The organism is Halomonas sp. A11-A, from assembly GCF_003182195.1.
GTDB classification, from domain to species: domain Bacteria; phylum Pseudomonadota; class Gammaproteobacteria; order Pseudomonadales; family Halomonadaceae; genus Halomonas; species Halomonas alkalicola.
The window spans coordinates 127,036-151,947 of sequence record NZ_QGTM01000003.1 but is presented as its reverse complement, the minus strand read 5'-3'; the positions used below and the strand labels follow the sequence as shown (position 1 = coordinate 151,947).

Annotated in this window: 25 protein-coding genes; 5 read left to right on the top strand and 20 right to left on the bottom strand. The window is 68.1% G+C overall.

Annotated features, from left to right (window positions below):
* Positions 1–75: 75 nt before the first annotated feature.
* From DER72_RS04095 to DER72_RS04080, 4 genes are all read right to left on the bottom strand, one after another.
* Positions 76–468 carry a DUF2069 domain-containing protein gene (locus DER72_RS04095; protein WP_110068720.1) on the bottom strand — a complete coding sequence of 131 codons (393 nt, stop codon included), beginning with the start codon at positions 466–468 and terminating at the stop codon, positions 76–78.
* The gene (wrbA, locus tag DER72_RS04090; RefSeq protein ID WP_110068719.1) at positions 468–1,091 is read right to left on the bottom strand and encodes an NAD(P)H:quinone oxidoreductase; all 624 of its coding nucleotides are present in this window, start codon (positions 1,089–1,091) and stop codon (positions 468–470) included. The genes DER72_RS04095 and wrbA overlap by 1 nt, the downstream gene beginning before the upstream one ends.
* A 34-nt stretch (positions 1,092–1,125) precedes the next feature.
* Entirely contained in the window at positions 1,126–1,473 is a 348-nt protein-coding gene (arsC, locus tag DER72_RS04085; protein WP_110068718.1) for an arsenate reductase (glutaredoxin), read from the bottom strand.
* Between the two features lie 83 nt (positions 1,474–1,556).
* Positions 1,557–2,000 (bottom strand): gamma-glutamylcyclotransferase family protein, encoded by a 444-nt coding sequence (locus DER72_RS04080; RefSeq protein ID WP_110068717.1) that lies wholly within the window; start codon positions 1,998–2,000, stop codon positions 1,557–1,559.
* Positions 2,001–2,117: 117 nt separating this feature from the next.
* Between DER72_RS04080 and smrA the strand changes: the two genes are divergently transcribed.
* A complete protein-coding gene (gene smrA / locus DER72_RS04075; protein ID WP_375153257.1) occupies positions 2,118–2,732 on the top strand; it encodes a DNA endonuclease SmrA in 615 nt (204 codons plus the stop codon).
* Between the two features lie 267 nt (positions 2,733–2,999).
* On the opposite strand, the gene DER72_RS04070 is transcribed toward smrA, so the two are convergent.
* The 4 genes from DER72_RS04070 to metH all read right to left on the bottom strand — a co-directional run bounded on the left by DER72_RS04070 (position 3,000) and on the right by metH (position 10,420).
* Positions 3,000–3,548 carry a DUF934 domain-containing protein gene (locus DER72_RS04070; protein ID WP_110068715.1) on the bottom strand — a complete coding sequence of 183 codons (549 nt, stop codon included), beginning with the start codon at positions 3,546–3,548 and terminating at the stop codon, positions 3,000–3,002.
* Positions 3,541–5,193: a nitrite/sulfite reductase gene (locus DER72_RS04065; protein WP_110068714.1), complete on the bottom strand. Its 1,653-nt coding sequence runs from the start codon at positions 5,191–5,193 to the stop codon at positions 3,541–3,543. The genes DER72_RS04070 and DER72_RS04065 overlap by 8 nt, the downstream gene beginning before the upstream one ends.
* A 136-nt stretch (positions 5,194–5,329) precedes the next feature.
* Entirely contained in the window at positions 5,330–6,658 is a 1,329-nt protein-coding gene (locus DER72_RS04060) for an MATE family efflux transporter (RefSeq protein WP_110068713.1), read from the bottom strand.
* A gap of 48 nt (positions 6,659–6,706) precedes the next feature.
* Positions 6,707–10,420, bottom strand: a complete 3,714-nt coding sequence (gene metH, locus DER72_RS04055; protein WP_110068712.1) for a methionine synthase — start codon at positions 10,418–10,420, stop codon at positions 6,707–6,709.
* Positions 10,421–10,719: 299 nt separating this feature from the next.
* Here metH and nfuA point away from each other — a divergent pair, with 299 nt between their 5' ends.
* A complete protein-coding gene (nfuA, locus tag DER72_RS04050; protein WP_110068711.1) occupies positions 10,720–11,310 on the top strand; it encodes a Fe-S biogenesis protein NfuA in 591 nt (196 codons plus the stop codon).
* Positions 11,311–11,484: 174 nt separating this feature from the next.
* On the opposite strand, the gene DER72_RS04045 is transcribed toward nfuA, so the two are convergent.
* Positions 11,485–12,513 (bottom strand): DNA-binding protein, encoded by a 1,029-nt coding sequence (locus DER72_RS04045; RefSeq protein ID WP_110068710.1) that lies wholly within the window; start codon positions 12,511–12,513, stop codon positions 11,485–11,487.
* Positions 12,514–12,751: 238 nt separating this feature from the next.
* Here DER72_RS04045 and DER72_RS04040 point away from each other — a divergent pair, with 238 nt between their 5' ends.
* Both DER72_RS04040 and DER72_RS04035 read left to right on the top strand, forming a co-directional pair.
* A complete protein-coding gene (locus DER72_RS04040; protein ID WP_375153256.1) occupies positions 12,752–13,936 on the top strand; it encodes a tyrosine-type recombinase/integrase in 1,185 nt (394 codons plus the stop codon).
* Positions 13,937–13,964: 28 nt separating this feature from the next.
* A complete protein-coding gene (locus tag DER72_RS04035) occupies positions 13,965–14,390 on the top strand; it encodes a SufE family protein (protein ID WP_110068709.1) in 426 nt (141 codons plus the stop codon).
* Between the two features lie 28 nt (positions 14,391–14,418).
* Here DER72_RS04035 and yidD read toward each other — a convergent pair whose 3' ends face one another.
* The 10 genes from yidD to gorA all read right to left on the bottom strand — a co-directional run bounded on the left by yidD (position 14,419) and on the right by gorA (position 23,590).
* Positions 14,419–14,784 (bottom strand): membrane protein insertion efficiency factor YidD, encoded by a 366-nt coding sequence (gene yidD, locus DER72_RS04030; protein ID WP_110068708.1) that lies wholly within the window; start codon positions 14,782–14,784, stop codon positions 14,419–14,421.
* A gap of 2 nt (positions 14,785–14,786) precedes the next feature.
* Positions 14,787–15,233 (bottom strand): phosphoribosyl-AMP cyclohydrolase, encoded by a 447-nt coding sequence (gene hisI / locus DER72_RS04025; protein ID WP_110068707.1) that lies wholly within the window; start codon positions 15,231–15,233, stop codon positions 14,787–14,789.
* Between the two features lie 44 nt (positions 15,234–15,277).
* Positions 15,278–15,721: a transcriptional repressor gene (locus DER72_RS04020; RefSeq protein WP_110068706.1), complete on the bottom strand. Its 444-nt coding sequence runs from the start codon at positions 15,719–15,721 to the stop codon at positions 15,278–15,280.
* Between the two features lie 67 nt (positions 15,722–15,788).
* Positions 15,789–16,787 carry an alpha-L-glutamate ligase-like protein gene (locus DER72_RS04015; protein WP_110068705.1) on the bottom strand — a complete coding sequence of 333 codons (999 nt, stop codon included), beginning with the start codon at positions 16,785–16,787 and terminating at the stop codon, positions 15,789–15,791.
* Positions 16,784–18,289, bottom strand: coding sequence for a UUP1 family membrane protein (locus DER72_RS04010; RefSeq protein WP_110068704.1), 1,506 nt, complete (start codon positions 18,287–18,289; stop codon positions 16,784–16,786). The genes DER72_RS04015 and DER72_RS04010 overlap by 4 nt, the downstream gene beginning before the upstream one ends.
* Before the next feature lie 47 nt (positions 18,290–18,336).
* A complete protein-coding gene (locus tag DER72_RS04005) occupies positions 18,337–19,176 on the bottom strand; it encodes an ATP-dependent zinc protease (protein WP_110068703.1) in 840 nt (279 codons plus the stop codon).
* A gap of 336 nt (positions 19,177–19,512) precedes the next feature.
* Positions 19,513–19,908 carry an ectoine synthase gene (locus DER72_RS04000; protein WP_110068702.1) on the bottom strand — a complete coding sequence of 132 codons (396 nt, stop codon included), beginning with the start codon at positions 19,906–19,908 and terminating at the stop codon, positions 19,513–19,515.
* Between the two features lie 88 nt (positions 19,909–19,996).
* The gene (ectB, locus tag DER72_RS03995) at positions 19,997–21,262 is read right to left on the bottom strand and encodes a diaminobutyrate--2-oxoglutarate transaminase (RefSeq protein WP_110068701.1); all 1,266 of its coding nucleotides are present in this window, start codon (positions 21,260–21,262) and stop codon (positions 19,997–19,999) included.
* Positions 21,263–21,354: 92 nt separating this feature from the next.
* Positions 21,355–21,933: a diaminobutyrate acetyltransferase gene (gene ectA / locus DER72_RS03990; RefSeq protein ID WP_110068700.1), complete on the bottom strand. Its 579-nt coding sequence runs from the start codon at positions 21,931–21,933 to the stop codon at positions 21,355–21,357.
* A 277-nt stretch (positions 21,934–22,210) separates the two neighbouring features.
* Positions 22,211–23,590 (bottom strand): glutathione-disulfide reductase, encoded by a 1,380-nt coding sequence (gene gorA, locus DER72_RS03985; RefSeq protein ID WP_110068699.1) that lies wholly within the window; start codon positions 23,588–23,590, stop codon positions 22,211–22,213.
* A 165-nt stretch (positions 23,591–23,755) separates the two neighbouring features.
* Here gorA and can point away from each other — a divergent pair, with 165 nt between their 5' ends.
* A complete protein-coding gene (gene can, locus DER72_RS03980) occupies positions 23,756–24,403 on the top strand; it encodes a carbonate dehydratase (RefSeq protein ID WP_110068698.1) in 648 nt (215 codons plus the stop codon).
* Here the strand turns inward: can and DER72_RS03975 are convergent.
* Positions 24,400–24,885, bottom strand: coding sequence for a cytochrome c (locus DER72_RS03975; protein WP_110068697.1), 486 nt, complete (start codon positions 24,883–24,885; stop codon positions 24,400–24,402). The genes can and DER72_RS03975 overlap by 4 nt on opposite strands.
* Between the last annotated feature and the right edge of the window lie 27 nt (positions 24,886–24,912).

Sequence of the window (24,912 nt, the reverse complement as noted above, 5' to 3'; positions counted from 1 at the left end):
AAAAAGAGCGGGGCGGCACTTAGGCCGCCCCGCGCGATGTTGACGCCGCAACCGCAGCCGGGACCCTGTCTCATCTCAGTTCGCGCGCTGCTGGCGGCTGCGAAAGCGGGCATAGAAGGTGCAGCCGCCGAACAGCGCCAGCGCCGCCAGGGCGATCAGCCAGCCCAGCCAGCCGAGCCCGGGCAGGATCGCGACGTTCACCCCGATCATGAAGTAGAGCAGGCTGACGAAGGCCAGCCAGGCGTGCCCGCGGGGTCGCTTCGCCAGCAGGGAGGGCAGGAACAGCGCCAGTGGCAGCAGGAAGGCCAGCAGTGGACGCAGGTTGCCATCGTCGCGAGCCAGCAGAAGACCCCAGGCCAGCAGGGCCAGAACCAGGATCCCGTAGCTGCCCAGCACCCAGCGGCGCGACCGGTCGGTCAGGTGATCCAGCCCCTTCTCGGCCTCCAGGGTCTCGAGCCAGCGCCTCATCAGCGCTCCTCCCTGGACATCGCCGACAGCGCCAGGGCGAGCCTGGCCAGGCGGCGGCCCTGGGCGTGGGCCAGGTGGCGCTCCCGCTCGTCCAGGGGGCGGTCGCTGCGCTTGCCGGCCAGGTGGCTGGCCCCGTAGGGGGTGCCACCGCTGGTGGTCTCCACCAGCTCGGTCTCGCTGTAGGGCAGGCCTGCATAGAGCATGCCGTGGTGCAGCAGGGGCACCAGCATGGTCAGCAGGGTGCTCTCCTGGCCGCCGTGCAGGCTGGAGGTGGAGGTAAAGGCGGTGGCCGGCTTGTCGATCAGTGCCCCGCCGAGCCACAGCTCGCTGGTGCCGTCGAGGAAGTGCTTGAGGGGGGCGGCCATGTTGCCGAAGCGGGTCGGGCTGCCGATCGCCAGCCCCGCGCAGTGGCGCAGGTCGTCGAGGCTGGCGTAGATGGCCCCCTCGGCGGGAATCTCCGGGTCCACCGCCTCGCAGGTCGGCGAGACCGGCGGCACGCTGCGCAGCCGCGCCTCGATGCCGCGAACGGACTCGACGCCGGCAGCCAGCCGTTCGGCCATGGCGCGGGTGGCGCCGTGGCGGGAGTAGTAGAGGATCAGCACATAGGGCAGGGAGGCGCTCATCGGGGCTCCTGGGTCAGGGAGGGGTGGGAAGGGGTCACTCAAGCAAACGGAGCACGTCCTCGGGCGGGCGGCCGATCACGGCGCGCCGGCCGTCGTCGGCGATGGGGCGCTCCATGAGTCGCGGATGGGCGACGATCGCCGAGATCACCTGCTTGACGTCGCTGGCATCGGCATCCAGCGCCTTCCACTCGGGCTCCTTGGTGCGAATCAGGGCCGAATGGTCGCCGTCGAGGCGGGCGATCAGCGCGCGCAGCTCGTCGGCGTCGAGCGGCGCCTCCAGGTAGCGGCGTACCTCCACCGGCACGCCGCGCTCCTCGAGAAGGGCTAGCGCCTGGCGGGACTTCGAGCAGCGCGGATTGTGGAGGAGGGTGATGGCGGACATGGCGACTCCTTGTCGAGGGCAGTTCGCCGCCGGGACCGGCCCGGGGCGTGGCAGCGGCCATTGTATTCGGCGGCGTGGGGCGCTCACAACCGAGCCCCGTCGAGGGCCTCCTCGGGCAGGCGCCGGTAGACCCAGGCGTCGCTGCCGTCCGCCAGGGTGAGGCACACCCGTTCGTAGCGTAGGCCAAGGCGCTCGTAGCGATCGAGCCGGGCGAGCTCCTCGGCGCTCACCGTGATGACCTCGCCCTCGACGCGCTCACCGGGGGCCTCCTCCAGGTCGAGGGCGCTGCGGCGGAAGCCCTCGAGCGTGGCCGGTCGCGACTCGCCGGCGCGGCCAGTGACGATCCAGCGCACCAGCCCCGAGCGCAGGGTGCCATAGACGAAGACCTCATGAGGCCCCGCCTCGATGGGAGGCAGGTGGTCGGGACGGTCGTAGGTGAAGGGGCTGAGCATGGTGAGCCAGAGCCAGCCGACGAGGGCAAGGGGCAGGCCGAGCAGGGTGGCGAGCAGCAGATGTCGGCGTCGCATGGGGCTCCTTCCGAGAAGGGGGGCGTCCCATCCTGCCATGCCGCGAGGGCATTGTCCGGTCTTCGCCGCCGGGCGGCTTAAGCCGGGCCGAGGGCTCTGCTAGGATGGAGTCTCCCCATGACGATCGTGAGGTGCCCCATGACCCGGCAGGCGTGTTATGACCTCGACTTCCAGGCCCTGATGGGTGACGTACGCCCGCTCTCCCGGGACCTCAATCGCGCCGACCCCGGCCGCACGCGTCGCGCGCCCAGCGAGGCACAGCTGGCCAGGCGGGAAAGCGCCGCCGCTGCGCCAGCAGGCCATGGCTTTCTCTCCGATGATTTCGTCGACCTGGTGCCTCCCTTCGACCCCCTCGAGTACCGGCGCGACGGCATCCAGCAGGGGGTGGTGGACCGCCTGCGCCATGGCGGCTACGCGGACCAGGCGCGCCTGCACCTGCTGCGTCGCCCGCTGGAAGAGTGCCGGCGAGCGCTGCCGCCCTTCATCCACGAGGCCTTCGCCCACGACCTGCGCTCGGTGCTGATCGTCCATGGCCGCGGCCAGGCGATCGACAGCCCGGCCAACGTGCTGCGCTCCTACCTGGCCAAGTGGCTGCTGCAGTTTCCGGAGGTGCAGGCCTACGTCTCCGCCCAGCCATCGGACGGCGGCCTCGGCGCTACCTGGGTGATGCTGCGCAAGAGCGAGCGGGCGAAGGCGGCCAACCGCGAGCGGCAGCAGAAGCGAAGGGGGTAAGCGGGTAATGTAGGTGAGGTTGGTGATTGCGGGGCTTTCCCGGCGCCAGGCCTGTACGGGGGCGCTGTGAATACCTCCCTGTACGCTACTTTTTCCCTGCGGCGCTCTCGCATCCTGCTCCGCTTGCAGGGCCGGTGCTGGCCATCCTTGGCCAGCCCGTTCGGAGCAATGCTCCTCACCCCTGGAAAAAGACCCCCTTCAGGCCTGCCCCCGGCGCCCCGCCTCAAGCGTGAGCAAGCCCTTGCTGGCGACAGGCCCTGATGATGGTCAGGCGAAGGCAGCGGCCTCTTCGCGGGCCTGGGCCCACTCCCGCTCGCGGCGGCGGAACAGCGGCTCCGGCTGGTCCACGGCCGGTTGGTAGGCGCGGCTGAAGGCGCCCAGGGCGCGCTGGGCATCCTCCAGCCACTGGTCCTCGCGCAGCGAGAGGCCATCGAAGCCGCAGCGCGTCATGAAATAGAGCTGATCCACCAGCACGTCGCCCACCGCACGAATCTCGCCGCCAAATCCGTGGCGCTCTCGCAGCAGCCGCGCCAGGCTGTAGCCGCGCCCGTCGGTGAACTTCGGGAAGTCCACGGCGATCAGCGGCGCCTCGGCCAACCGCTCGGCCAGGGCGTCGGTCAACTCGGTGTCGGCCGGGAGCCAGGGGGCCAGGGTGGCGCTCGGTGCGGCCTCGAGCCAGTCGGCGAGGGGCACGATGGCGGCGGCACCGGCCGGCGCCTCGCCCTCGCGAACCAGGGTCCAGGCGTCCGCGGCGGGCTGGCCGCGGAACAGGTAGGGGCGTGACTCGGGGCGTGCGTTGGGGGCTTGATCAGGCATAGACCCGCTCCTTGAAGGGTTTGAGGCCGATACGGCGGTAGGTGTCGAGGAAGGTCTCGCCGTCACTGCGCTCGCCGACGTAGACCTTGAGCAGCTTGTCGATCACCTCGGGCACGCTTTCGCGGCTGAAGGAGGGACCGAGGATCTTGCCCAGCGAGGTGGCGTTGCCCTGGGCGCCGCCGAGCGAGATCTGGTACCACTCCTCGCCCTTCTTGTCGACGCCGAGGATGCCGATGTGCCCCACATGGTGGTGGCCACAGGCGTTCATGCAGCCCGAGATGTTCAGCTCCAGCGGGCCCAGGTCATAGAGGAAGTCGAGGTCATCGAAGCGTTCCTGGATCGCCTGAGCCACCGGGATGGACTTGGCATTGGCCAGGGCGCAGTAGTCGCCCCCCGGGCAGCAGATCAGGTCGGCCAGGGTGCCCACGGTGGGGTTGGCCAGGCCCAGGGCATCCAGGCGCTGCCATAGCTCGTGGAGGCGATCCACCGGCACGTCGGAGAGCACCAGGTTCTGCTCGTGGGTGACCCGTAGCTCGCCGAAGCTGTACTCGTCGGCGAGATCGGCGATCTGGTGCATCTGCTCGGCGGTCACGTCGCCGGGGGACTGACCGGCTCGCTTGAGCGACAGGGTCACCGCCTTGTAGCCGGGCACCTTGTGGCCGGTGACGTTGTTGGTCACGAAGCGGGCGAAGGCGCGATTCTCGCCGCGCAGCCGCTGGAAGGCCTCGATGGCCTCGGCGCTGACCGGGCGGCGTTCGGGGTCGACGAAGTGGCCGGCGACCGCCTCGACGGTTTCGTGGGTGAGGGTCTGGGGGCCATCCTTGAGGTGGGCCCACTCGGCGTCGACCCGGCGGCGGAACTCCTCGATGCCCAGCGCCTTGACCAGGATCTTGATGCGCGCCTTGAACTTGTTGTCGCGGCGACCGAACTGGTTGTAGACCCGCACCAGCGCCTCGAGGTAGGTCAGCAGGTGGCGCCAGGGGAGGTCCTCGCGCACCACGTCGCCGATCATCGGCGTGCGGCCCAGGCCCCCACCGGCCAGCACCCGAACGCGCACCTCGCCGCTGTCGTCGCGCCACAGGCGCAGGCCCACGTCATGGACCTGGATGGCCGCGCGATCCTCTGCGGCACCGGTGACGGCGATCTTGAACTTGCGCGGCAGGTAGGCGAACTCCGGGTGGAAGGTCGACCACTGGCGGATCAGCTCGCACCAGGGGCGCGGATCGACCTCCTCATCCTCGGCCACCCCGGCGAACTGGTCGGTGGTGGTGTTGCGGATGTCGTTGCCGCTGGTCTGGATCGCATGCATCTCCACGCTGGCCAGCTCCGCCAGCATGTCCGGCACCGTCTCGAGCTTCGGCCAGTTCAGCTGCAGGTTGGTGCGGGTGGTGAAGTGGCCATAGCCGCGATCATAGTCGCGTGCCAGGTCGCCGAGCTTGCGCAGCTGATAGGAGGCCAGCATCCCGTAGGGGATGGCGATACGCAGCATGGGGGCGTGACGCTGCACATAGAGCCCATTCTGCACGCGCAGCGGAAGGAACTCCTCCTCGCTGAGGCGGCCGGCCAGATAGCGCTCCATCTGGTCGCGGAACTGGGCGACGCGTTCATTGACGAGGGTCTGGTCGTGGGTGTCGTAGCGGTACATTCAGCCGTTCCTGCTGCAGTGAAGGGTGGCGGAGCCTGAAGGTGCACCATACGCGCCCCGCGTTATACTTGGAAAGAATAAATACTTATAGTTTTTATGCGAAAAGTAATTACCGGACCGCGGCAGGGGCGGCCCGTCACACCCTGAGGCGCTGCCAGCGACGGCGCTGCCAGATCACCGCGAACCAGGCGGAGTTGAGGCAGCGATAGCCGAGCTGCGCCCACCAGATGCCGAGCAGGCCCTGCTCGAGGCCCACGCCGATCCACCACGCCAGCGGCAGGAACACCAGCCACTGCAGGCCGAGGGTGGTGGTCATCACGGTGCGATTGGCGCCGGCGCCGAGCAGCGCCTGGGCCAGCACCAGGGCGGCGGCATCCAGCACGATCATCAGCGCGGTGAGCTGCAGGGGCAGCCGGCCCAGCTCGATCAGCGCCGGGTCATGCAGGAAGAGCCCCAGCACCGCCTCGGGAAACAGGGCCATGGGCAGCGCCAGGGCCGCGAGGCACAGCCAGGCCAGGTGCACCACCTCCCAGCCCCAGCGATGGGCATCGCCATGGGCCTCGCGGCCCAGCGCCTGGCCTACCAGGCTCATGGCGGCCATGCCGAGCCCAACCCCAGGCAGGATCAGCAGCAGCGAGAGGTTCACCAGCACGTGGCCCACGGCGACGCTGCGGGTATCGATCTGGCCGAGGATCCAGAACAGCACCGCGTAGCCGGCGGCGAACCACAGCTGCTGAAAGGAGTGGGGGGTCGCCAGGCGCAGGGTGGTCGCGAAGGTGAAGCGCCGTGGCAGGCCGGCGAGGAAGCCGCTGCCCCTGGCATGGCGCGCGCTGAGAAACGCCCAGATGGCCAGCCCCAGGAACAGCGACAGGCTGGTGCCGGCCCCGGCGCCGGCGGCTCCCATGGCCGGCAGGCCCAGGTAGCCGAAGATCAGCGCCAGGCTCGCCGCTACGTTGACGGCGTGCATCACTAGAATGATGCGCAGGTAGATGCCGGTCTGCTGGATACCGTTCCAGTAGCCGCGAAAGCAGAAGATCATCGCCACGGCGGTAAGCGACACTACCCGCCAGCGGAAGTACTCCACCGCCACGGCGTTAACCGCCGGGTCCTGGTTGATCAGCGCCAGCAGCCGCGGCGCCTGCCACAGGCAGAGCAGCGTGATGGGCAGCGATGCGATGAGCGCGATCACCAGCCCCGCATTGAGCGGCACCGCGCGCCGCTCCCAGGCCTCCTCGCCGTGACGCCGGGCAGTCTGGGCCTGAACCCCGGAGGAGAGGCCGAACACCAGGGCGGTGATCAGGAACATGGCATAGCCGCCGATGCCGACGCCGGCCAGGGGCACCTCGCCCAGCGACCCCACCATGGCGGCGTCGATCAGGTTGATCAGGCTCTGGGAGAGCATGCCGGCGATGATCGGCAGGGCGAGGCGCAGGATCGTCTTGCGGCGAGTGGGCTCGGGCAGCATGGGGGTCCGTCGAGTCAGGGCCCGCAAAGCGGGCCCCTGGGCGGCTGATCAGGCTGGGTCGTAGGAGAGCACCGGCGAGAGCCAGCGCTCCAACTCGTCCAGGGCCATGCCCTTGCGGCTGGCCAGTGCCTCGACCTGGTCGCGGGTGATCTTGCCGGTGGAGAAGTACTTCGACTGGGGATGCGAGAAGTACCAGCCGGCCACCGCAGCGGCGGGCCACATGGCGTAGCTCTCGGTGAGCGTAAGGCCGCTGTTGGCCTCGGCGTCGAGAAGCCGGAAGAGGGTCGCCTTCTCGGTGTGGTCCGGACAGGCCGGGTAGCCGGGGGCGGGGCGGATGCCCTGGTACTTCTCGGCGATCAGCGCCTCGTTGTCCAGCGCCTCCTCCGGCACGTAGCCCCAGATCTCCTTGCGCACCCGCTCGTGCAGGCGCTCGGCGAAGGCCTCGGCCAGGCGGTCGGTGAGCGCCTGGACCATGATAGCGTTGTAGTCGTCACCGGCGGCCTTGTAGCGCTCGGCCAGCTCCTCCACGCCATGCCCGGCGGTGACCGCGAAGCCGCCGATCCAGTCGGGCTTGCCGCTCTCCTTCGGGGCGATGAAGTCGGCCAGGCTGTAGCAGACCCCGTCGCGATTCTTGGTGGTCTGCTGGCGGATATGGTGAAGCCGCTCGATCACCACCTGGCGCGACTCGTCGGCGTAGACCTCGATGACGTCGTCGTCGACGCTGTTGGCCGGCCAGATACCGATCACCCCGCGGGCCTGCACCAGCTTCTCGTCGATCAGCCGGGCGAGCATCGCCTGGGCGTCGCGGAACAGGTTGCGCGCGGCCTCGCCCACCACCGCGTCGTCGAGGATCTTCGGGTACTTGCCGGCCAGCTGCCAGCTCATGAAGAAGGGGGTCCAGTCGATGCGCTCGACCAGCTCCGCGAGATCGTACTCCTCGAACACCGTGAGGCCGGTGACGGCAGGCCGAGGCGGGGTGTAGCTGGTCCAGTCGATGACGAACTTGCGCGCGCGGGCCTCGGCATAGCCGAGATCGGCGGCCTTGGGACGACGCTTGGCGTTGCGCTCGCGGACCTGCTCGTATTCGCTGCGGATCTCGGCCACATAGGCCTCCTTGAGGCCGGGAGAGAGCAGCTTGCCGGCCACGCCCACGGCGCGGGAGGCATCGGGCACATAGACCACCGGGTGCTCGTAGCTGGGCTCGATCTTGACCGCGGTGTGGGCCTTGGAAGTGGTGGCGCCGCCGATCAGCAGCGGGAGGCTGAAGCCCTGGCGCTGCATCTCCTTGGCCACGTGCACCATCTCGTCAAGCGACGGGGTGATCAGCCCGGAGAGGCCGATGATGTCGGCATTTACCTCCCTGGCGGTCTGCAGGATCTTCTCCGCGGGCACCATCACGCCGAGGTCGATCACCTCGTAGTTGTTGCACTGGAGCACCACGCCGACGATGTTCTTGCCGATGTCGTGGACGTCGCCCTTGACCGTGGCCATGACGATCCTGCCCTTGGCCTGGCCGTCGCCCTGGGCCAGCTCGCGCTTCTCCGCCTCGATGTAGGGAATCAGGTAGGCCACCGCCTGCTTCATCACCCGGGCCGACTTGACCACCTGGGGCAGGAACATCTTGCCGGCGCCGAACAGGTCTCCGACCACGTTCATGCCGTCCATCAGGGGGCCCTCGATCACCTCGATGGGGCGTGCCGCGGCGGCTCGGGCCTCCTCGGTGTCCTCCTCAATGTAGGCGGTGATGCCCTTGACCAGAGCATGCTCGATGCGCTTGTTGACCGGCCAGGAGCGCCACTCGAGGTCCTCCTTCTTGGCGCCGCTGGAACCGTCGCCCTTGTACTTGTCGGCCAGATCCACCAGACGTTCGGTACCGTCGGGACGCCGGTTGAGGACCACGTCTTCCACCGCCTCGCGCAGCTCTTCCGGCAGGTCGTCGTAGACCGCCAGCTGGCCGGCGTTGACGATGCCCATGGTCAGGCCGGCGCGGATGGCGTGGTAGAGGAACACCGAGTGGATCGCCTCGCGCACCGGGTTGTTGCCGCGGAAGGAGAAGGAGACGTTGGAGACGCCGCCGGAGACCAGGGCATGGGGCAGGTGTTCACGGATCCAGCGGGTCGCTTCGATGAAGTCGACGGCGTAGTTGTCATGCTCCTCGATGCCGGTGGCGATGGCGAAGATATTGGGGTCGAAGATGATGTCTTCCGGCGGGAAGTCGAGCTCATCGACGAGGATGCGATAAGCGCGCTCGCAGATCTCGGTCTTGCGGGCGAAGGTGTCCGCCTGGCCGACCTCGTCGAAGGCCATCACCACCACGGCGGCACCGTGCCGCCGGCAGATGGTGGCCTGCTCGCGGAAGGCGTCCTCGCCCTCCTTGAGGGAGATGGAGTTGACCACCGCCTTGCCCTGGACGCACTTGAGCCCCGCCTCGATGATCTCCCACTTGGAGGAGTCGATCATGATCGGCACCCGGGCGATGTCCGGTTCGCCGGCGATCAGGTTGAGGAAGCGCACCATCGCCTCCTGGGACTCGAGCATGCCCTCGTCCATGTTGATGTCGATCACCTGGGCGCCGTTCTCCACCTGCTCCAGGGCCACCTCCAGGGCGGTGGTGTAGTCCTCCTCCACGATCAGCCGCTTGAAGCGGGCCGAGCCGGTGACATTGGTGCGCTCGCCGACGTTGACGAACAGCGAGTCCGCCTCGATGTTGAAGGGCTCGAGGCCCGAGAGGCGGCAGGCCCTGGCGATCTCTGGCACCCGGCGCGGTGCCACGCCGTGGATGGCCCGGTGGATGGCCGCGATATGCTCGGGCGTCGAGCCGCAGCAGCCGCCGATGATATTGACCAGGCCACTGGCCGCGAATTCGGCGACGATGGCCGCCATCTCCTCGGGGGTCTGGTCGTATTCGCCGAACTCGTTGGGCAGGCCGGCGTTGGGGTGGGCGGAGACGAAGGTGTCGGCCTTGTTGGAGAGCTCCTCCACATAGGGGCGCAGCTCCTCGGCGCCGAGGGCGCAGTTGAGGCCCACCGAGAGCGGCCGGGCATGGCGGATCGAGTTCCAGAAGGCCTCGGTGGTCTGGCCGGAGAGGGTGCGGCCGGACGCATCGGTGATGGTGCCGGAGATCATCACCGGCAGGCGCTCCCCGCGATCCTCGAACAGCTCCTCCAGGGCGTAGATCGCCGCCTTGGCGTTGAGCGTGTCGAAGATGGTCTCGATCATGATCAGGTCGCTGCCGCCCTCGATCAGCGCCTCGGCCGCCTCGTAGTAATTCTCGCGCAGGGTATCGAAGGTGACGTTGCGCTTGGCCGGGTCGTTGACGTCCGGCGAGAGCGAGGCGGTGCGCGAGGTAGGGCCGAGCACCCCGGCCACGTAGCGGGGCACGCCGGTCTCGGCGGCCACCGCGTCACAAACCTGGCGCGCCAGGCGGGCCGCCTCGCGGTTGAGCTCGACCACCAGCGCTTCCATGCCGTAGTCCGCCTGGGAGAGCCGGGTGCTGTTGAAGGTGTTGGTCTCGACGATGTCGGCACCAGCCTCGAGATACTCGCGATGGATGCGCGCGACCAGCTCCGGGCAGGTGAGCACCAGCAGGTCGTTGTTGCCCTTGAGGTCGGAGGGCCAGTCGATGAAGCGCTCGCCGCGGAAATCGGCTTCGGACAGGCCGGCATTCTGCAGCATGGTGCCCATGCCGCCATCGAGCATGAGGATGCGCTCGTTGAGGCTGTCGATGAGGGAAGCGGTCTGGGCGGTGGGAAGGGCAGCCATGGGCAGGTCTTGTCTCCAGCGAAAGTCGCATCCAGGGGCAGGGCCGCACGGACGCCTCGGGGCGTCTTCTGCCTGCTGCAGCGCTCCGGCAGAGCCGGCGGTGTCAGTCAGGGGCGGCCAGGGATGGCGGCCCATGTTACCAAAAGGCGCGCCCAAAGGCAGGCCGTTGCGCAAAGACCAACCAATTCACTCGGGATTGTCAGTTCCGGCCCGCTGTCTTACCATGGGAGACAGTCAACCCCCGACGCGTGGCCTGCCGAGGGAACGCACCAGGCCGCAGCCCGACCAGCGAGAACATCATGAGCAACCCGATCCAGATCACCGACAGTGCCCAGGACTACCTTGCCGAGCTGCTCGAAAAGCAGAACGTCGAGGGCATCGCCGTGCGCATCTTCATCACGCAGCCCGGCACCCCCTATGCCGAGACCTGCCTGGCCTACTGCCGCCCCGGTGAGGAGGAGCCGACGGATGAGCGTCTCGAGCTGCCGAAACTCGCGGTCTACCTGGACAAGAACAGCCTGCCGTTTCTCGAGGAGGCGGTGGTCGACTTCAACAAGGATCGCATGGGCGGCCAGCTCACCATCAAGGCGCCCAACGCCAAGATGCCCAAGGTCAACGCCGACAGCCCGCTGGAGGACCGCATCAATTACATCCTCTACAGCGAAATCAACCCCGGCCTTGCCGCCCACGGCGGCGAGATCAAGCTGATCGAGCTCACCGAGGAGCAGGTGGCGGTGCTGGCCTTCGGCGGTGGCTGTCAGGGCTGCGCCGCGGTGGACCTGACCCTCAAGGAGGGTGTCGAGAAGACCCTCATGGAGCGCATTCCGGAGCTGGCCGGCATCCGCGACGTGACCGACCATACCGACACCACCAACGCCTACTACCGCTAGGCTCTGCCCGAAAACTGGCTGCGCTCGACCATACGGCGTTAAAAATCAGCTCAAAGTACTCATTTACACCCCGTAAACTCCGTCTTTTCGCTGATTTTTGCCTTGTCTGACCTTCGCTCGCCGACGTTTCAGGCAAAGCCTAGGCAGGCCGGGCGGGCAGGCGCCCGCCCTCGGCTATTTCTCTGAAGGCTCCGCCATGGCGGGGCCTTCGTCGTTGTCGACCTCCTCCTTGCCATCAGGCGTCGGTGGGGTCTGCCACAGGCAGCGATGGAGCTGCTGCTCCAGGTCGCGCAGGCGGCGGGCCTGCTCCTCCAGCAGGCGCTTCTGCTCGTCGATGCGCGCCTGCTGCAGGGCCTGCTCGTGCTGGCGGGTATCGGCCAGGGTCTCGGCCTGGCGGCGCGCCCAGTCGGTCTCCCGGTGCTGCTTCTCCTCCTCGGCCAGGCGCCCGCGGGCCTCCTGCAGCTGCTGCTCCAGGCGCTCCAGGCGGACCGCGACCTGCTTCTCCCGATCCGCGGCGGCCTTCTCGCCGGCCAGGCGTTCCTGGCGCGCCTCGTCCAGCAGCCCCATCAGCCGCGCTTCGGCGCTCTCGTGGCGCTGCTCCTCCCGGGCCAGGCGCTCGCGCTGCGCCGCCTCCAGGGTCTCCATGGCCTGCTGGTGCTCCCGGCCCTGCTGGGCCATCTCGCCGCGGATCCGCTCGAGCAGCCCCTCAAGCTCGGCGTGGCGGGTCTCCAGGCGGTGACCCTTCTCGATGAGCTGTTCCCGCTGCGCCTCGCTGCGGGCCAGGGCCGTGCTGCGCTCCTCCAGGCGCTGCTCGGTGCTGGCCAGGTGGGCCGCCAGGGCCGATTCCCGCTGCTCGGCGTCCTCGGCCTGGCGGCGCGCCTCGGCCACCGCCTCGTCGGCCGCCGCGATGCGACGGTCTGCCTCCTCCCGGTAGTGGGCGAGGGCCTCGTTGGCACTCTCCTGGGCCCTGTGCCACAGCGCCTCTGCCAGCTCCTGCAGGGCCGCCGGCATGCCGCGGGGCGGCGGCACGTCGCGGTTCTCGTCGCGCCGCTGGCGCCACTCGCGCAGATGATCGCTGATGGTGGTGAAGCTGCCGGTGCCCAGCACCTCGCGCACCTTCTGCACGCTGGGCGCCTCGCCCCGTGCCAGCAGGTCATCGATCGCCCGCTGCACGTCCTCGTACTGCACGCCGGTGCGCGCCATATCGCCTCTCCTTGCTCTGCTCTCGCCTGTGGGCCACCTCGAGATGGGGCGCGGCCGCAAGCGCCGATGGGGCGCAGCATATCCCGTGGAGGGGTGAAAGGGAAGATAATTACATAATACGTTATACGTAATTTATGATATGAAATAGGTGATAAAAGCAAGATTACGCGGATTATCTTGATTTTATGTGCATGGAGTCGGGATACTAGGGCGCAAGGACTAGCAGAAGGGGAAAGGGGTGGATCGCCAGACCCGTGACGAGACGAGCAGCGAGCTCCTGCCCGCGCCGGCAGGAGAGCTGCTTCCCGCCGCGCCCCCCGTGCGCAGCGCCCATATCAGTGCGCGCAGCGACGCCGAGGCGGTGGGGCTGTGGCTTGCCGAGTACCGCGCGAGCCCTCGCACGCAGCGCGCCTACCGCCGCGAGGCGCAGCGGCTGTTGCTGTGGCTGGCGGAGCAGGGGCTCAGCCTTGGCGAGGTGCGGCGCGACCATCTGGATGCCTTTGAGGCCTTCCTGGCCGACCCGCGCCCGCGAAAGCGCTGGGTTGGGCCACCCAGGCCGCGCCAGGATGAGGCGTGGCGCCCCTTCCGTGGCCCGCTGGCCCCCGCCAGCCGACGCCAGAGCCTGGTGATCCTGCAGGGGATGTTCGCCTGGCTGGTGGAGGCGGGCTGGGTGGCCCACAACCCCTTCCGACTGATGCGCGACAAGCGCCGACGCCTCGACAACCGCCAGGGAGGGGTCGAGCGCTACCTGGAGCGCCCGCTATGGGAGTGGTTCTGGGCCTGGCTCGGCCGGCCGGTGGAGGAGGGCACTTCGCCCAGGCAGCACTACGAGTGGCAGCGTCGCCGCCTGGCATTCGGCTTCGCCTACCTGTTGGCCCCGCGGATCGGCGAGATGAGCGCGGCCCGCATGGGAGACTTTCACCGCCGCGAGGGGCGCTGGTGGTGGCGAGTGACGGGCAAGGGCAGCAAGACGGCGACCATTCCGGTGCCGCCCGACATGGTCACGCTGCTCACCGAGTGGCGCCGGACACTGGGGCTCGCCGCCGAACCGCTGCCGGACGACGCCACACCGGTGCTGCGCGCCCTGGACGGCCGGCGCGGCCTCGGCGACAACCGGCTTTATCGGCTTATCCGCGAGGCGTTCGGCGAGGCCGCGGAGGCGCTGGAGGCTGAGCAGGGGGAGGAGGGCAGGCCATGGGCCATGCGGCTGCGCGCCGCCACCCCCCACTGGCTACGCCACACCGCACTGACCCACCAGGCCCAGGCCGGGGTGGAGCTGCGCTACCTGGCCGCCACCGCGCGCCATTCGCGGCTGGATACCACGGCGCGCTACCTGCATGCCGAGGACGAGGCCTGGCACCGCCAGCAGTCGGCCCATCGCCTGGCCACAGGGGCGGACGAGGACAGCAACCAGCCGGTATAATCAGCGCGAAAATGACCAAGGAGCCCCCATGACGACCGAAGCCACCACCGAGCAGGCACAACAGGCGCTACTCGAAGAGTTCGAGATGTTCGACAACTGGATGGATCGCTACCAGTACATCATCGACATGGGCAAGGCGCTGCCGGAGTTTCCCGAGGCGTGGAAGAGCGACGAGCTGAAGATCCAGGGGTGCCAGTCCAACGTCTGGATGCGCCATGAGCGCGAAGGAGAGCGGATCCACTTCGACGCCATCTCCGATGCCGCCATCGTCTCCGGGCTGATCGCCGTGCTGATGCGCATCTACAACGACCGGCCAGCCGCCGAGATCCGCGCCACCAGCCCGCACTTCCTCACGGACCTGGGTCTCGACAAGCACCTCTCGCCGACCCGCAGCAACGGCCTTCACGCCATGCTCAAGCGCATCTACGAGGTGGCCGAGCAGGAGGCGGCCTGACACCGGGCTGGCTAGTCAGGCAGGGGACTCACTCTGCCTTCTTCCGCTCCCGCGCCGGATCCGCGGAGTCCCGGGGGCGGAACTGCTCATCCAGCTCCGGGTCCTCACGGCACAGTCGTTCGCTGGGCCCGCCCGGCACCGGGTCGATGCCACCCTCGCAACCGGGGTGACAGCGCACGATGCGCCGCGCGGCCAGTAGCCCGCCCCGCAAGGGGCCATGCACCTGGATCGCCTCCACCGTGTAGTGGGAGCAGCTCGGCCAGTAGCGGCAGCGCGGCCCCAGCAGCGGGCTCAGGGTGACCTGGTAGACCCGCACCAGCGCGACCATCAGCCAGGCCATGCCCCGGCGCAGGGCGCGCAGCAGGCGGACCAGCCAGGCGGTGGGGTAGGGCATCGCTATCCCTTGCCGTTGCCATAGAGGGTGTCGGGATCGATCAGCGGTTCCGCGGTGATGCACGCCTCGTTGTTCTCCAGAGCCACATAGAAGCAGCTGCGCCTGCCGGTGTGGCAGGCCGGACCGGTCTGCTCCACCTGCAGCAGCAGGGTATCGCCGTCGCAGTCCAGGGCGGCGCTCTTCAGGTGCTGCTGCTGGCCGGAGCTCTCGCCCTTGCGCCACAGTTTGCCCCGCGAGCGAGACCAGTAGCAGACCCGGCCGGTGCGCAGGGTCTCCTCCAGCGCCTCACGATTCATCCAGGCCATCATCAGCACCTCGCCGGAATCATGCTGCTGGGCGATGGCGGGAATCAGTCCGTCGGCATTGAAGCCCGCGGCATCGAGGAGCTCGGCCAGGGGGTAGCGGCTATCGTGGGGGGCCCGCTCGAGGGCCTTGAAGGGTTCGCTCATGGTCGGTCCGGCTGGCAGTGGTGGAAAGGGGCAGGGTGGTCGGCTCAAGACGTGGTGTGGCACGCCTCGCAGTGGCCCAGCAGTTCGATGGTCTGGCGCTCCACGCGAAAGCCCAGGTCGCGGGCCCGCCGCGAAAGCTGAGCGTTGACGTCGTCAAGATGCAGCTCCTCGACCCGCCCGCAGAGCCGGCAGATCAGCAGCTGGAAGCCATGGGCGTGCTCCGGGCAGGGGCAGGCCACGTAGGCGTTGAGCGATTCGATGCGGTGCACCAGGCCCTGTTCGATCAGGAAATCCAGGGCACGGTAGACGGTGGGTGGGCGGGCGGCGGCATGCTCCTCGGCCAGGCGGTCGAGCAGGTCATAGGCCTTGAGGCCGCCGGAGGCCTCGGCGATCATCTCCAGCACCCGTCGCCGGATCGGGGTGAAGCGCACGCCGCGCTGCTGGCACTGCTGGGCGGCCTGGTCGAGCAGGGCGCGGGAGTCTGACATGACGACCGTCGTGTGGCGAAATGGAAGGCCTATTCTACGCGCCGCACCGCGGCCCGGCCAGCCGCTGTCAGACGGCCTCGGCCGTCGTCTCGGCGGTGGGCTCGAGTTCGCTGCGTCTGGCGAAGTGGCGTTGGGCGAAGGCCACACGCGCCTCGGGGGAGGCGCCCGGGGCCTGGCGCTCGATCAGGTCGAGCCGGCGGCGCAGCCCCTCGCCGTTGGCCATCTGGATGGCGAGCCCCGGGCGGGCGTTGAGCTCCAGCAGCATGGGCCCCTGGTCGCGGTCCAGCACCATATCGGTGCCGAGGTAGCCAAGCCCGGTCATTTCAAAGCAGCCGGCGGCCAGCAGCAGCAGGGTGCGCCAGTCGGGGATATGCAGGCTGGCCAGTTCGTGGCCGGTATCCGGGTGGTCGACTCGGATGCGATCGAACTGCACGCCGCGGATGGCGGTGCCGGTGGCGATGTCCAGCCCCACCCCCACGGCCCCCTGATGGAGGTTGGCCTTGCCATCCGAGGCCGCGGTGGAGAGCCGCATCATCGCCATCACCGGGTAGCCCAGGAAGACGATGACGCGGATATCGGGCACCCCCTCGTAGGTGTACTCTGAGAGCCGCTCGTCGAAGTTGATCAGCGCCTCGACCACCGCCACGTCGGGCGAGCCGCCCAGGGAGTAGAGCCCCGAGAGGATATTGGAGGTGTGGCGCTCGATGTCCTCCAGGGTGAGCCGGGCGCCACTCGGCTTGACGAAGGCGCCGCCGTCGACGTGGTCGATCACCAGGATCCCCTTGCCACCGCTGCCCTTGGCCGGCTTGATCACGAAGCCGTTGTGGCCGCGCAGCATCTCGTCGAGGTGCTTGACCCCGAACTGGGTCGTCACCGTGCCGATCAGCGCCGGCGTGGTGATGCCGTGCTTCTGGGCCAGCAGCTTGGTCTTGAGCTTGTCGTCCACCAGCGGGTAGAGGCGCCGATCGTTGTAGCGGCCGATGTAGCGGATGTTGCGCCGATTCATGCCGACGATGCCCTTCAGGCGCAGCTTTTCCGGGGTGGTCCAGTTCAACATGGCGCTCAATCCTCGGTCACGGGCTTGAAGCGGCGCAGCTCGAGCAGCCGGTAGCCGGTGTAGTTGCCGAGCAGCAGGATCAGCGCCATCAGGATCAGCTGCACCCCCAGGAAATTGAAGGTGATGTGACGCACCCAGGGGTTGTTCATGGCCAGGTAGGCGAGCACCGCGGTGAGCAGGCTGCCGCCGCCCTGAATCAGCACCTCCTTGGGACCCTCCTCCTCCCAGAGGATCGACATGCGCTCGATGGTCCAGGAGAGGATGATCATGGGGAAGAAGGTGATGGTCAGGCCCGCGTTGAGGCCGAAGCGGTAGGAGAGCACCGAGAAGAGCGAGATGATGGCGATCACCGTGATGATCACCGCCGAGACCCTCGCCACCAGCAGCAGGTTGAGGTAGGAGAGGTAGTTGCGGATCACCAGGCCCACCGCCACCACCAGAAGGAAACCCACCAGCCCGGTGATCAGGGAGGTCTGGATGAAGGCCAGCGCGATCAGCACCGGCATGAAGGTGCCGGAGGTCTTGATGCCCACCAGAATGCGCAGCACCACCACCACCAGGGCACCGATGGGGATCAGCAGAATGGTCTGGAACAGTGCCTGCTCCTCCAGCGGCAGGCTGTGGATGGAGAAGTTGAGCAGGGTGTCCTCGGCCATCTGGCTGCGCACCGCGGCCGCCGCCGGCTGATTGCGGTTGAGCATCGAGAAGGTGACCCGGGAGTTGGTGCCACCCTGGACCTCCAGTACCGCCTGGCCGGAGGACTCCCATAGCAGCAGGTTGTCAGGGCGACCCTGCTCGCCGGTGATGGGGTTGAACAGGCTCCAGCGGTCGCCGTCGAACACCTGGACCCACTGGCTGAGGGACTGGCGGCGACGGCCATCCTCCAGCAGCAGGCCGCTGACCTCCCGGGCCGGCACACCGGCCTGGTTGAGCAGGCGCACCAGCAGCGGGCCGCGCTCGAACTGGGTCAGCAGCAGGCGCGAATTCTCGCCCTGGCGCTCGTCGCCGAAGTCGCGGATCAGCTCCCGGGCGAAGGTGAAGGCATCGGCGCTGCGGTTCCAGGCGCGTTCGATCACCTGGGTCGCCGCGGTGTCGTAGGGGCGCTCCCAGACGATGTCGCGGCGTAGTTCAGGCGGCTCGAGCTTGGTAGGGGCGGCATTCGGGGTCGCCAGTATCTGGGCGGTGTAGTAGAGCTGCTGGGGCCCGGAGGCCTCGCGAATCGACCACTGGGCGCGACGGCCGCCGTTCTCCTCCAGGAAGGCCAGGCCGTAGCCGGGGGACGCGGTGTGTTCGGTGAGCAGCCGATACGCCTGTTGATTCGACGGCAGTGCCATGTTGACCAGCACCGGCCCTCCCTGGGCGGTGAAGCTGACCAGCGCCTCGACCTCCCATACCTCACGCTGTTCGCCGGGGGTCCAGGGGACTTCGAGGGTGATATGACGGTGTACGCTGAGGCCGATGCCGGTCACCAGCAGCAGGCCGACCAGCAGATAGAAGGGGAGTCGTGACATGGGGCTTCCTTGGCGAGTTCAGGACGAGACGGGGCGGACAGGGCGCCTCAGCGCTCCTCGTCTTCCCGATCGTTCTCGTCGGCTTCGGCCTCGTCGGCCGGGCGGCCGCCGGGAAACTCGGGGCGCTCGTGCAGGTAGGTCTCCGCGACATCGATCATCGCGATGTCCATCAGGAAGCGCCGGCCGAGCAGCACCGGGTAGTTGAGGTGCGTACGGTCGTTGAGGGTGAACTCCACGGACTCGCGGATCGGCCCCAGGGTCATCATCAGGCTGACCACCGGGCGAGTTCCCTCGCCGAAGGCCTGCACGATCCGCACCCGGCGCTCCACCGGCGCCTCGATCCACTCGTCGCGCACGCCGTCGACCACCACGTCATCGTCGGTGAGCCCCAGCTTGAAGCGCACCCAGCTGGCGCCGTCGCGCTCGAACCGGGTGATCTCGCTGGCCGAGAGCGACGAGGTGTTGGCGCCGGAATCGACGCGCGCCTTCAGGTAGGTGCCCACATCGGGCAGGCCGATCCACTCGCTGCGACCGACCACGGTCTTGCCGCCCATGGCAGGCTCGACGGTGGCGCACTCCTGGGGAATCAGGGTCGGCTCGCCATCGGTGCGCTCCAGGCGCTCGATATCGGCGCGCAGGTGGCGCACCAGGCTGCCGACCTCACGCACGTCGGCCACCAGGGTGTCCTGGCGGCGGGCGTGCTCACCGAACTGCGCCTGCTGCAGCTCGCAGCGGGCCGCCAGTTCCGACTCGAGTCGGTCGATGCGCAGCGCGAACTCCTCCGGGCCCAGCACGGGCTCCGGTTCCGGCGACTGATGGGTCAGGGCGCAGCCGGAGAGCAACAGGCCGAGGGAGAGGGCTCCGGTGAACAGCAGGGGTCGGGACATGGGGCAGGAGTATTCCTTGTAGCGGTCGCGTGATGATAAGGAGTCGCCGGCCGGCTTGTCCAACCGGGGAGGGCCAAAGGGGGTGAAGATTTCGGCCACAGGAGCGAAAAAGTACCACCGAGGACGGGATGGATCCCCCCGGGAGCTACTGCATTTAACATAATATACATTATGCGCACTTAAAGATGCCGAGGGCGAGTTGACCCTCTCACTCCGGCGTCTCCTCTGGCCGCCGGAGGACCCTCCCGGGGCTAGGATGACAATACCTCTACCAAACGCCCCCGACACCTGAGGTGCCGGGGGCGTCATCATGCGGCCGGGCGCGCAGGCCCCGGCTCAGCCTTCGTCGGCCGGCGCGTAGGAGCCATCCTCGCGGTGGACCTCCTTGCCGGTCAGGCCCGGCGTGAACACACAGGCGAGGTGCATGGTCTTGTGGGCGCGCAGCAGGTGCTCGTCGTGCTGGTCGAGGATATAGATGTCGCCCGGCTTGATCGGCCAGATCTTGCCGTCGGCCAGGGTCTCCACCTCGCCTTCCCCTTCGATGCAGTAGACTGCCTCGAAGTGGTGCTTGTAGTGGATATGGGTCTCGGTGCCTTCGAAGATCCGCGTGATATGGAAGGAGCAGTTGCCACCGTCGTCAGCCAGGCTCAGGCGGGTGCTGTCCCAGTTGCCATTCTCAGCCTTGACCAGGCGGTCGGTCTTGCGGCACTCCTCGAGATTGCGAACGATCATATGATGTCTCCGTAATAGATCCTGTCCGGTCGGGCGCTCTTTCGCCCGAGCCGGTGTCAGCTGCGCGGCTCCCCCGCAGCGCAGCCTATCAGCTCAGCGCCTGTCGCGCGCTCTCCTCGAGGATGGACAGTCCCTGCTCCAGGTCCTCGTCGGTGATGGTCAGCGGGCAGAGGCACTTGACCACTTCGCCATCCTGGCCGCTGGTCTCGATGACTAGGCCGTTCTTGAAGGCCTGGTGGGTGATCTTGTCGGCGATCTCGCCGCTGCCCACGTCGATGCCGCGCATCAGGCCGCGACCGCGCTCGGAGGCCTCGATGCCCTGCTCGCTAATCCATCCGGCAATCTTCTGGAAGCGCTCGGCGACGATTTCGCCCTTGCGCTGCACGTCCTTCGCGAAGCTGTCGTCGCGCCAGTAGTGGTTCAGGGCGGCGGCGGCGGTGGTGAAAGCCAGGGCGAAGCCGCGGAAGGTGCCGTTGTACTGGCCCGGCTTCCAGGCGTCGAGCTCCGGGCGCATCAGCACCTGGGCGAACGGCAGGCCGAGGCCCGAGAGGGACTTGGAGTTGGTGACGATGTCAGGCACTACGCCGGCGTGCTCGAAGCTGAAGAACTTGCCGGTGCGGCCGCAGCCCGCTTGGATGTCGTCGACGATCAGCAGGATGTCGTGGGCGCGGCAGATCTGCTCCAGGCGCTTGAGCCATTCGGGGCTGCAGGCGTTGATGCCGCCCTCCCCCTGCACGGTCTCGACGATCACACCGGCCGGCACGTCGAGGCCGCCGGACTTGTCGGTTAGCAGCTTCTCGAAGTAGTCCAGGGTGTCGGTGCCGTCACCCAGGTAGCCGTCGTAGGGCAGGAAGGTGCCGCCCACCGTCGGCACGCCGCCGGTAGCCTCGCGGAACTTGCGGTTGCCGGTGGTGGCCAGCGCCCCCATGGTCACGCCGTGGAAGCCGTTAGTGAAGGCGACGATGTTGTGACGACCCTTGGCGTTGCGCGCCAGGCGGATGGCCGCCTCCACGGCGTTGGTGCCGGTGGGCCCGGGGAACTGCACCTTGTAGTCCAGCCCGCGGGGCTTGAGGATCACCTCTTCCAGGGTCTCGAGGTAGTGGCGCTTGGCCTCGGTCCAGAAGTCCAGGCCGTGGATGATGTTGTCCTCGGCCAGGTAGTCGAGCAGGGCCTGCTTGATCCGGGGATTGTTGTGGCCATAGTTGAGGGTGCCGGCACCGGCCAGGAAGTCGATGTACTCGCGGCCATTCTCGTCGGTGAGGCGCGCATTCCTGGCCCGGGTGAAGACCACCGGGAAGGAGCGTGAATAGGTACGAACGTCGGACTCCATGCGCTCGAGGATCTGGGTCTGCATTGGCGACCTCCTGTCGGTAGGTGGATAGCGGGGAAAAAAGGCGTGCCCATGCCGTGACCGGTCAGGGGACCGGCCAGGCGTCACGGTGGGGGTCAGATGCGATCGGTCTGGAAGGGGCCGATGCGCACCAGGTTCTCCGGGTCGTGCTCCCCGCCGAGCTGGTCGGTGGAGAAGTACTCGCGACTGTTGAGCGGCGCCTGCCAGCGATCGGCGAGGCGGCGGAACAGCCCCCAGGAAGCCTGGTTGTCGGGAGTGATGGTGGTCTCGAGGTGATGCACGTCGGCCAGTTCGGGGCGTGACATGACGGCCTCGACCAGGCGGCGGGCCAGCCCGGTGCCGCGGGCCTTCTCGCCCACCGCCACCTGCCACAGGAAGTAGGTGTCCGGGGCGTTGCTCTTCACGTAGCCGGAGACGAAGCCGACGATCTCGCCCTCCTCGTCGGTGGCCACCGCGCAGCTGTCGCGGAACTGGGTGGCCAGCAGCAGGTAGGCATAGGCGGAGTTGACGTCCAGCGGGGGGCAGGACTTGACCAGCTCGTAGATGCCCCAGCCATCATCGGGATTGGGCTTGCGGATGAAGAGCGAGGTGCTCTCGGCGCCGACCACGGCATCGGCCACGCTTGGGCGGGCCAGGTCGGCGGAGGGAGTGAAGGGCTCGGTTGTTGTCATCATGGGCAGGTTCGCTGTGCGAATTTGGGAATGATTATACCAGCGGCGGGCGATAATTCAAATTTGGGGTTATTTTCCATGCCATTATCTATAATAAAAAATTATGCAATGTACGCTGTCGACAGCGAAACCGCCTGCCGGGGCCAGAGGAGTCGTGCCCTTCCGCCTATCGCCCTCCTCCGCAGCCTAGTTCAGCCTGCTGTGTTCGGGGCCGCCATCCAAACGCCATCGGGCCACCCGAAGGTGGCCCGATGGGTAGGTACCGTGTAAGGAGGAAGACTCAGCGCCGCGTCAGCGTACGCAGGGTGACGAACTCCTCGGCCCCGGTGGGGTGGATGCCAACGGTGGCGTCGAAATCGGCCTTGGTGAGGCCTGCCCGCACGGCGATGGCGATGCCCTGGATCACCTCCCCGGCCTCCTCGCCCACCATATGGGCGCCCACCACCACGTCGCTTGCGTCATCCACCACCAGTTTCATCAGGCAGCGCTCCTGGCTCCCCGAGAGGGTGTGCTTCATGGGGCGGAAGTCGGTGACGTAGACGCGAATCTCGCCGCACTGCTCGCGGGCCTGCTCCTCGGAGAGCCCCACGGTGCCGATATTCGGGTGGCAGAACACCGCGGTGGCAATGTTGCGGTAGTCCAGGGGGGCCGCCGGCGGGGTGTCGCTGAAGTGGTGGGCCACCAGGTGCATCGCCTCGGCCAGGGCCACCGGGGTCAGTTCGAGGCCGCCGGTGACGTCGCCGATCGCCAGGATCGAGGGCACCGAGCTCTCGAAGCGGTCGTTGACCCTCACATGGCCGCTCTCGGCGAGTTCGACCCCCAGGGCATCGAGACCGAGCCCCGCCAGGTGCGGTCGGCGACCGGTGGCGGCCAGCACGGCGTCCACCTCCAGTACCTCGCCGCTGGTCAGGGTCACCGCCAGGCCGCCTTCGCTGCGCTCGATGCGCTCGATATTGACCTCGAAGCGCAGGTCGACACCCTTGGCGGCCATCTGGTCGCGGGTGAACTCACGCACCTCGCGGTCGAAGCCACGCAGGAACAGCTCGCCGCGGTAGACTAGATGGGTCTGGCTGCCCAGGCCGTTGAAGATACTGGCGAACTCCACGGCGATGTAGCCGCCCCCCAGCACCAGGAAGCGCTCGGGGAAGGCATCGAGATCGAACACCTCGTTGGAGGTCAGGGCCAGCTCGCTGCCCGGGAACTCCGGTACGAAGGGCCAGCCGCCCACCGCCACCAGGATCTTCTCGGCACGGTGGGTCTCGCCGGCTACCTCGACGGTGTGGGCATCAAGGATCCGCGCACGCCCGTTGATCAGGCGGACCCCGGCGCCCTCCAGCAGGCGTCCGTAGATGCCGTTGAGGCGCTTGATCTCGCCGACCTTGTTGTCGCGCAGGGTGGCCCAGTCGAACCGTGGCGCCACGTCGAGCTGCCAGCCGAAGCCGGCGGCGTCCTCGAAGGCGTCATGGAAGTGGGCGGCATAGGAGTAGAGTTTCTTGGGCACACAACCCACGTTCACGCAGGTGCCGCCGAGATAGCGATCCTCGGCCACGGCGACCCGGGCACCAGTGGCCGCGGCGGTACGCGCCGCCCGTACGCCGCCGGAGCCGGCGCCGATGACAAAGAGGTCCCAGTCATAGTGGGAGTCGGTAGGCTCGGACACGAGATTCTCCTGTTGCTTGGGGCCTGGGCCCGATACGATCGTGGCGGCATGATAGCAGCCGACTCCCGGCCCCGGCAGGCGGCGATTTGACCCAGCGCGTCTCGACCGGGTAAAACCCTCCGCCAACGGTCGTACGGCCCCCGCCCCATGATAAGAGCCCCCGCCATGAAGAAGGAAATCCACGGCCTGCTGGAGAACAACCGCCTCTGGGCAGAGAAGGTCTGCCGCGACGACCCGGAGTTCTTTGCCCGCCTCTCTCGGCAGCAGAAGCCCGACTATCTGTGGATCGGCTGCTCCGACAGCCGCGTGCCGGCCAACCAGATCATCTCGCTGCCGCCAGGCGAGGTCTTCGTGCACCGCAACGTCGCCAACCTGGTGCACCACAACGACCTCAACGCCCTCTCGGTGCTGCAGTATGCCATCGATGTGCTGGGCGTGCGCCATATCATGGTGGTGGGCCACTACAGCTGTGGCGGGGTGAAGGCCGCGGTCACCGGTGGCGACCACGGCATGGTGGACATCTGGCTGCACACGGTGCGCGAGCTCTACAGCCGCCACCGTGAGGCGCTGGCGTCGCTCTCCCTTGACGACCAGGTGGACCGCATGTGCGAACTCAACGTCGAGGCCCAGGTGATGAACCTGTGCCGCACCAAGATTATCCAGCACGCCTGGCAGCGTGGCCAGGAGGTCTCGGTGCACGGCTGGGTGTACGGGCTGGCGGATGGCCGGGTCAAGGACCTCGGCTGCAGCCTCTCAGGCCTCGACCAGATCGAGACCCTCTACCACCTCGAGGGCCTCACCCCGGCCGGCTAGTAGCGGTAGCGCCGGTGGCAGCTGCGGCAGGTCAGGCTGAGATCGGACAGCTCCCGGGTCGCCAGGCGGTAGTCCTCCGCCTCGGCGGCCTCGCGCAGGGCCGCGACCCGCTCCTCCAGGGCCGTGAACCCCGCCTCGAACTGCTCCCACTCCTCCCAGATGCGCGCGCGGGCCTCGGAGCCCCGTCCGTGGCTGCCCTCGATGAAGGCGGGCAGCAGGTGTGCGCCGCTGGCGACCTCGGCGAGTTCCGCCAGGCGCGGCGCGGCGCCCCGGGCGTCCTGGTTGTTGACCAGGTCGAAGCGCAGCTGGCGCACCAGCCGCTCGATGCCCTTGAACTCCTCGCGGCGCCAGGTGACGGCCTCGCGCGGATCCTCGAAGCGGGGTCCCTCCCCGTTCGGCGACTCGGCCTGCAGCGGACCGGCCAGCGCCAGGGCCACGCCTGTCGCCAGGACGGCCATCAGCGATTTCCACAGCCTCTGCATCGTGATCCTCCCCGTGTGACTCATGCG